The organism is Mesorhizobium sp. M4A.F.Ca.ET.020.02.1.1, assembly GCF_004022645.1.
GTDB lineage: Bacteria > Pseudomonadota > Alphaproteobacteria > Rhizobiales > Rhizobiaceae > Mesorhizobium.
The window spans coordinates 1-6,295 of sequence record NZ_RZOI01000343.1 but is presented as its reverse complement, the minus strand read 5'-3'; the positions used below and the strand labels follow the sequence as shown (position 1 = coordinate 6,295).

At 64.0% G+C, this 6,295-nt stretch carries 7 protein-coding genes; 4 read left to right on the top strand and 3 right to left on the bottom strand.

The genetic code is table 11. From position 1 onward, the window contains the following. Positions 1-123: 123 nt before the first annotated feature. Positions 124-711 carry an amino acid synthesis family protein gene (locus EN742_RS20460; protein ID WP_126058973.1) on the bottom strand — a complete coding sequence of 196 codons (588 nt, stop codon included), beginning with the start codon at positions 709-711 and terminating at the stop codon, positions 124-126. A 236-nt stretch (positions 712-947) separates the two neighbouring features. Here EN742_RS20460 and EN742_RS20455 point away from each other — a divergent pair, with 236 nt between their 5' ends. After that, positions 948-1,625, top strand: coding sequence for a GntR family transcriptional regulator (locus EN742_RS20455; RefSeq protein WP_126058974.1), 678 nt, complete (start codon positions 948-950; stop codon positions 1,623-1,625). A gap of 66 nt (positions 1,626-1,691) precedes the next feature. Here EN742_RS20455 and EN742_RS20450 read toward each other — a convergent pair whose 3' ends face one another. Further along, positions 1,692-1,997 carry a hypothetical protein gene (locus EN742_RS20450; protein ID WP_126059409.1) on the bottom strand — a complete coding sequence of 102 codons (306 nt, stop codon included), beginning with the start codon at positions 1,995-1,997 and terminating at the stop codon, positions 1,692-1,694. Positions 1,998-2,210: 213 nt separating this feature from the next. Then, positions 2,211-3,242 (bottom strand): hydroxyacid dehydrogenase, encoded by a 1,032-nt coding sequence (locus EN742_RS20445; protein WP_127406187.1) that lies wholly within the window; start codon positions 3,240-3,242, stop codon positions 2,211-2,213. Positions 3,243-3,365: 123 nt separating this feature from the next. On the opposite strand from EN742_RS20445, the gene EN742_RS20440 reads away from it, so the two are divergent. From EN742_RS20440 to EN742_RS20430, 3 genes are all read left to right on the top strand, one after another. Then, positions 3,366-4,424 (top strand): LacI family DNA-binding transcriptional regulator, encoded by a 1,059-nt coding sequence (locus tag EN742_RS20440; RefSeq protein WP_128333203.1) that lies wholly within the window; start codon positions 3,366-3,368, stop codon positions 4,422-4,424. A 75-nt stretch (positions 4,425-4,499) separates the two neighbouring features. Further along, positions 4,500-5,489: a substrate-binding domain-containing protein gene (locus EN742_RS20435; protein WP_245482281.1), complete on the top strand. Its 990-nt coding sequence runs from the start codon at positions 4,500-4,502 to the stop codon at positions 5,487-5,489. Positions 5,490-5,637: 148 nt separating this feature from the next. Next, positions 5,638-6,295, top strand: a 658-nt coding sequence (locus EN742_RS20430; RefSeq protein ID WP_148670170.1) for an ABC transporter permease, incomplete at its 3' end; no start/stop codon positions are given.

Sequence of the window (6,295 nt, the reverse complement as noted above, 5' to 3'; positions counted from 1 at the left end):
ATCTGCGGCCGCCAGATCGCCGCGCCCATGCCGACACCATGGATCAGCAGAACCGGCGCGCCGGAACCGGCCCGGATGAAGCCGGTGGCGTCAGGAGCCTTGCCCAGGGCCAGTGCGGCGGCGTCAGCCATGCAGATCCCCGAGTTCCTTCAAGTCCTGGTAGCGGTCGCCGATGCGATGATGCGGGCGGCCGCCGATCGACGCGCCGAGCGCCACCACCAGCTCGTCTGGGGCTGGCGCATCGCCAATCTGGAAATGCACCGTGAGATAATGCGAGCGGCGACCCTCATCGTTCTTGTCCATAAGCGGGATCATGATCGGCGTGTTCGGCCCGCCGCGCAGATTGGTGAAGGCGAGATAGGTCTTGGCGCCGACGGCGCGGCGATAGTGGTTGCCGAAATGCAGTGTGTGGATCAGCGCCGAAGCGTGCTCGACTTCGCCCGACGTGCCGCAGATGGCGGCCTTGCCGTAGCCTTCGATCGCTTCGCCGGAGCCGGCGACGCCAATGATCTCATTGGTCAGCGTTTCGCCGAGCACCGGGGCAACGGCGCGGATCTCGGGCGACAGGTCCTCAGTGAATCCGCGTCCGGCCCACGGGTTGGTCAGCACCGCCGCGACGCCGATCAGGCGCAGCGGCCGGGGCGCCGCCTTGCCGCCTTCGATCAGCGTGTTCTCGACATAGGTCACGATCTTGCGGATGGCCGGTTTCATGAGATTCCTCGGACGAAACGGCGCAATGCGGTTTCGTCGTTTCTATCGACGTCTTATGGTATACCATAATATGGAGAGCCAAGTGCCTTGTCAATCGGCCATGGAATCTGTTTTTGTGGCGAGGCGAGAGCGTCTCACCGTTTCATGGAAACGGCCAACCGCTCTATCTCTTTGTTTTGAAGCGCAATTCCTGACAGAACACTTTTCTGGAATTGCTCGTAGAGGGCGGAAGAAGAATGCCTGACGACACGCTTCGGATCGACCGCTCTGCCAAGACGCTACGGACGCTGGCGCTGGAGCGCATGCGCGAGGCGATCATGGATTTCCACTTCCAGCCCGGCGAGAGGCTGGTCGAGCGGCCGCTCTGCGACCAGCTCGGCGTCAGCCGTTCGGTCGTACGCGAGGTGTTGCGGCAACTGGAGGCAGAGGGCCTGGTGCAGATGGTTCCGGGCCACGGACCGGCCGTGGCCAAGCCGGACCTCGGCCGCACCGACGAGATCTACGAACTGCGCGCGCTGCTGGAAGGCATCGCCGCGCGCGCCTGCGCGACGTCCGCCACCAAGGAGCAGATCGCTCTCCTCGACGACGCCCTGGAAAAGCTGCTCGAAGCCTGGGCCTCGGGCGCCCCGGTGGAGGTCATGCGGGCGACCGCCAGCTTCTACGAGGTGCTGTTCGAAGCCGCCGACAAGCGCATCGCCTGGGAGATCGTCACCGGGCTCAACGTTCGCATCAATCAACTGCGTTCGATGACCATCGCGTCGGAGAACCGCCGCGAGCCGGCCATCGCCGAGATGAATGCGATCATGGACGCCATCCGCTCACGCAGGCCGGAGGAAGCGGAGGCGGCGGCGCGGCGACATGTCGAGTCCGCCTGGCGGATCGCCCGGGATGCGCTTCGGCTGGGGTCGTTGTAGAATCCCGGCCGGCAAGAAAACGGCCCCGCAGGCGGAGCCGTTTCATCCATTGCGATACCGGCAGGCCTATTTGCTGCCGCCGTTTGCCTTGACGCTGCTGCAGAACTCCGGATGACTGTTGGTGGGATTGGCGTTCTTCGCTTCGTCATCGCAGGCCGACATCATCGCCATCTGATCTTCCGGCGACAGCGCCTTCCAGGCCTTCACGAAATCGTCGTTGCTAACCATCGTCTTCATGGTGGAGTCTGTATAGAAGGGCTGCATCTTGGCCGGGTCGTCGAGTGCCGACGTGCCAGTCTCTCCTGCGGCCAACGCGGAGCCGGCGACCATCGAAAGCGCCATGGCGCCGAGCCATATCATCTTGATGTTCACGATATATCCTCCTGTTGCTTTGGGATCGTCGAAGCAACGATCAAAGGCCAAACGACAGGTTTGGACGAAGGTTCCATGATGAAGCGGATTGCGAGATGATAATTCTGCCAAGATAGGATCTAGCGGAAAATGAACCTTTTTGGTCGCCCCGCGTTCGATTTAATTGTTCTTTGCCGCCGCGTGCAGCGAGTTGCGAAGGGTGGCGTTTTGCCCTCAATTCTTGTCGACCGGCTTCGACCGCATCCTGGAAACGGTCTCGCGTTCCGCCCGCTTGGAGCGCAGCGGCGGCAGCCCGCGGTCGATCAGGTCCATATCCTCCAGCACCATGTCGCCCATGCGCTTGAAGGCGACGTCGAGCGCGCCGGCGCGGTGAGCGGAGCGTAGGAAGCCGGGCAGCCCGCGCACCGGATGGTCCCTGGCCAACGGCTCCTCCGGAAAGACATCGCTTGCGGCGACGATCTGACCGCTGCGAACCGCCTCCATCAGCGCCGGGAAGTCGACGACACCGGCTCGGCTGAGCAGGATAAAAGCGGCGCCCGTGCGCATTTTGGCGAAGGCCTCGGCACCGAGGAAGCCCTGGTTCTCGCTGGTCACCGAGGCGACGACGAAGACGAAATCGCTTTCCGACAGCACCTTGTCGAGCGAGGCCGGCTCGACGCCGTTGTCGATGAGGATCGACGGCGGCAGCCAGGGATCGAATACCCTGGTGCGGGTGCGGAAGCCAGTCAGCAGCCGGTTCAGCGCGCGGCCTAGATCGCCGAAGCCGATGATGCCGACTTCGGCGCCGCTCAGCAGCCGCGCGGTCGCATTGCCGTCGCCGCCCCACAGTTCCTTTCCCTGCCGGAAGGCAAGGTCGGCATCGACGATGTCGCGCGCCAGGTTGAGCGCCATGGCAAGGCCGAGCTCGGCCACCGGCTCGGCGAAGACCAGCCCGGTGGTGACGACATGGACGCCGCGCTGAAACAGCGTATCGTAGGGCATGTTGTTGACGAGATTGGTCTCGACATTGAAGATGCAGCGCAGCACCTTCAGCGTCTCCAGCGTCTCGGAACTGATCGGCGGCTGGCCGACGATGTAGCGCGCCTCGGCCAATATGTCGGAAGGCAACCTTGCCACCATCTCAGGCGTTGTTTCGACGATGCGATATTTTTTGCGAAAGCGTGCCAGCTGCGGCGGTGTGAAGATCAGTTCGAGGGTGCGCGGCTCAGGCGCGCTGATGACCAGCGGCAAGGCATTTTTTGACATGATGTTTCCTCCCGGCGCGACCGGACCGTGCCATTCACAACCGTGTTTTACTCCGGATTAAACGATTTACAACTTTGAAAAATCGATTTATCGATTGATGTGGCAAGCCTCAGGAGGAGGACAATGGCGAAGGAGGCCCAGCAGCGCCGTGCGTCGATCCACGACGTGGCAAGCCGTGCCGGCGTGTCCGCCGCCACCGTCTCCAAGGTGCTGGCTGGCGTCACCACGGTGAAGCCCGAAAACGCCCAGCGCGTCTTCGATGCCGTCGAACTGCTCGGTTACCGCGTCGATCCGCTGGCCTCCGACATGCGCCGGGCCAAGCGCCGCATCATCGGCGCCATCATGCCCGAGTTCGAAAGCGAGTTCTTCGGCCAGATGGTCAGCGAGCTCGAGGGTCTCGCCGAGCAACGAGGCTTCACGCTGGTCGCCGCCTCCAGTCGTGAATCGGAAGCGCGCGAGAAGGAGATCCTTGCCCGCATGCATGACTGGCGTGTCGCCGGCGTGGTGCTGGCGCCGGTGCGCAATGAGCATGGGCCGGCGGCCGGCTTCATGAAGGCCAATGGCATGACCGGCGTGCTGATCGACCGCGTCCTCGCCGACGATGCTTTCGACACGGTCTCGGCCGACAGCGCCGCGGCAAGCGCCGACGTGGCGCGCGCGCTTGTCGGAAAGGGCCATCGCCACATACTGGTCGTCGGCCTCGGGCAGCAGGCAGCGACGGTGCGCGCCCGCCTCGAAGGGTTTCGCAACACCGCGCTGAAACTTGCTCCGGACGTCCGCATCGACGTCGTGCTTTCGGAAAGCGAGGTGGAGCCGCTGCGGGCGCTGCTCAGCGACTATTTCAGCAAGGGTGAGCGGCCGACGGCGGTCTATTCGCTGTTCCTCAAGGGCACGCTCGTGGCGCTCTCCGAATTCCGTAGGCGGGGATGGCATTGCCCGGACGACATCTCGCTGGTCGGCTTCGACGACGCCGAATGGATGCAGGTGACCTGGCCGGCGATCGCCGCGGTGGTGCAGCCGGTGCGCGAGATAGCCAGCAATGCGATGGACGTGCTGTTTCGCAGGATCGAGGGCGAGGGCGGTCCGCCAAGGGCGCGGCTCGAACCCTGCAAGGTGTTGATGCGGGAATCCGTTGGCTCGCCAGGCAGCGGCCCGCATTCCGGGGGAGGAAACCGACAATAGCCCCCATTGTCGAAAACCGAGTGGCGCCGCACCTGGCTTTGGCTCGTGGCGCGTAATATCAACAGGGAGGAAAAGGTGACAGCATTCGTTCTGAAGATAAATCGATTTACGATGGCCTTAGGCATCGCGCTGGCGATGTCGGCCGTTGGCGCTGCCAAGGCCGAGGACGGCGAATACGGCGTGCTGATGAAGACGCTGGCCAATCCGTTCTGGGGCGCGATGGGCCAGGGCGTCGAGGATGGCGCCAAGGAAGCCGGTGTGAAATATTTCCAGCAGGCGGCCGAAAGCGACCAGGCGGCCGAGCCGCAGCTCAACCTCTGCAACACGATGCTGGAGCGCAAGCCGGTGGCGATGATCACCGCGGCGATCAACTCGACCAACCTGTTGCCGTGCCTGAAGGCGGCGCAGGATGCCGGCATCAAGGTCGTCGACCTCGACGGCAATCTCGATCCGGCGGTCCTCGACAAGGAAGGCATCAAGATCACCTTCCGCATCGGCTCCGACAATGTCGCGGCCGGCGGACAGGGCGCTGAATATCTCGTCTCCAAGCTCGGCAAGGATGCCAAGGGTCCGGTGCTGGTGATCGAGGGCCTTTCGGGCAACATCACTGGTCAGAAGCGCGCCAAGGGTTTTGCCGACAAGCTCAAGGAACTGGCGCCGGGGCTGGAGATCGTTGCTTCGCTGCCCGGCGACTGGGATCGCGGCAAGGCGGCCTCGATCGCAACCGATACGCTGACCGCGCATCCTGACCTCGTCGCCATCTTCTGCGCCAATGATACCATGGCGCTAGGCGCCGTGGAATCGGTCTACGCGGCCGGCAAGGGTGAGCAGGTGACGATCATCGGCGTCGATGGCAATTCGGATGCGGTCAAGTCGATCAAGGAGGGCCGCCTCAACGCTTCGGTGGCGCAGCTTCCCTATCTGGTCGGCAAGCAGGCGGTCGAGAACGTCAAGAAGGCGCTCGCCGGCGAGAAGGTCGAGGAGAGCATCGCCGTGCCTACCTTGGTGCTGACCAAGGAGATGCTCGACGCCGGCAAGGAGCCGATGCTGCAATATGTGAAGTGAGCAGGGAATAGGCAGTAGGCAGTAGGCTGTAGGCTGTAGGCTGTAGGGGAAGTAAGCGGTTCCTGCCGCTCGGATCGCTCTCATATTTGCCCTACTGCCTAGTCCCTACTGCCTACTGCCTTACGGCCGCTCCCAAAGGTGCAAAGACATGGCTTCTGAACAGCCCGGTTTCTGGGCTCGGGTGCAGCGCGCATCCGTCGAACGGCTCCACATCAGGCTGGAGTCGCTGCTGGTGCTAGTGGCGCTGAGCGCGGCGATGGCGCTGCTGTCGCCGTTCTTCCTGTCGCTGAGCAATTTCCTCAACATCCTCTTGGCGACATCGACGATCGGCGTGCTGGCCATCGCCGCCACCTTCGTCATCGGCTCGGGCGGGCTCGACCTGTCGCTCGGCTCGGTCATGGGCCTTGCCGGCGTGGCGGGCGCCTTCGTCGCGGTCAATCTCGGCTGGCCGTCGGTCTTCGCGCTCATCGCCTGCATCCTCGCCGGCGGCCTTGCCGGCTACATCAACGGGCAGTTCGTCACCCGCGCCTTCGTGCCCGCCTTCATTGTCACGCTCGGCATGCTCGGCCTGGCGCGCGGCCTGGCGCTGGTCATCTCGCAAGGCAGGGCGATCTACGGGCTGCCGTCGGCGATCGTCTATATCGGGCAAGGGCGGCCCTTCGGCATCCCGATGCCGGTGATCATCCTGGTGCTGACGGCGATCGTCGCGCATTGCGTGCTCGGCTATACACGCTTCGGCCGCCACACGCTGGCACTGGGCGACAGCGAGGGCGCGGCGCGCGCCGCGCCCTCGCTGTCGCCCAGTG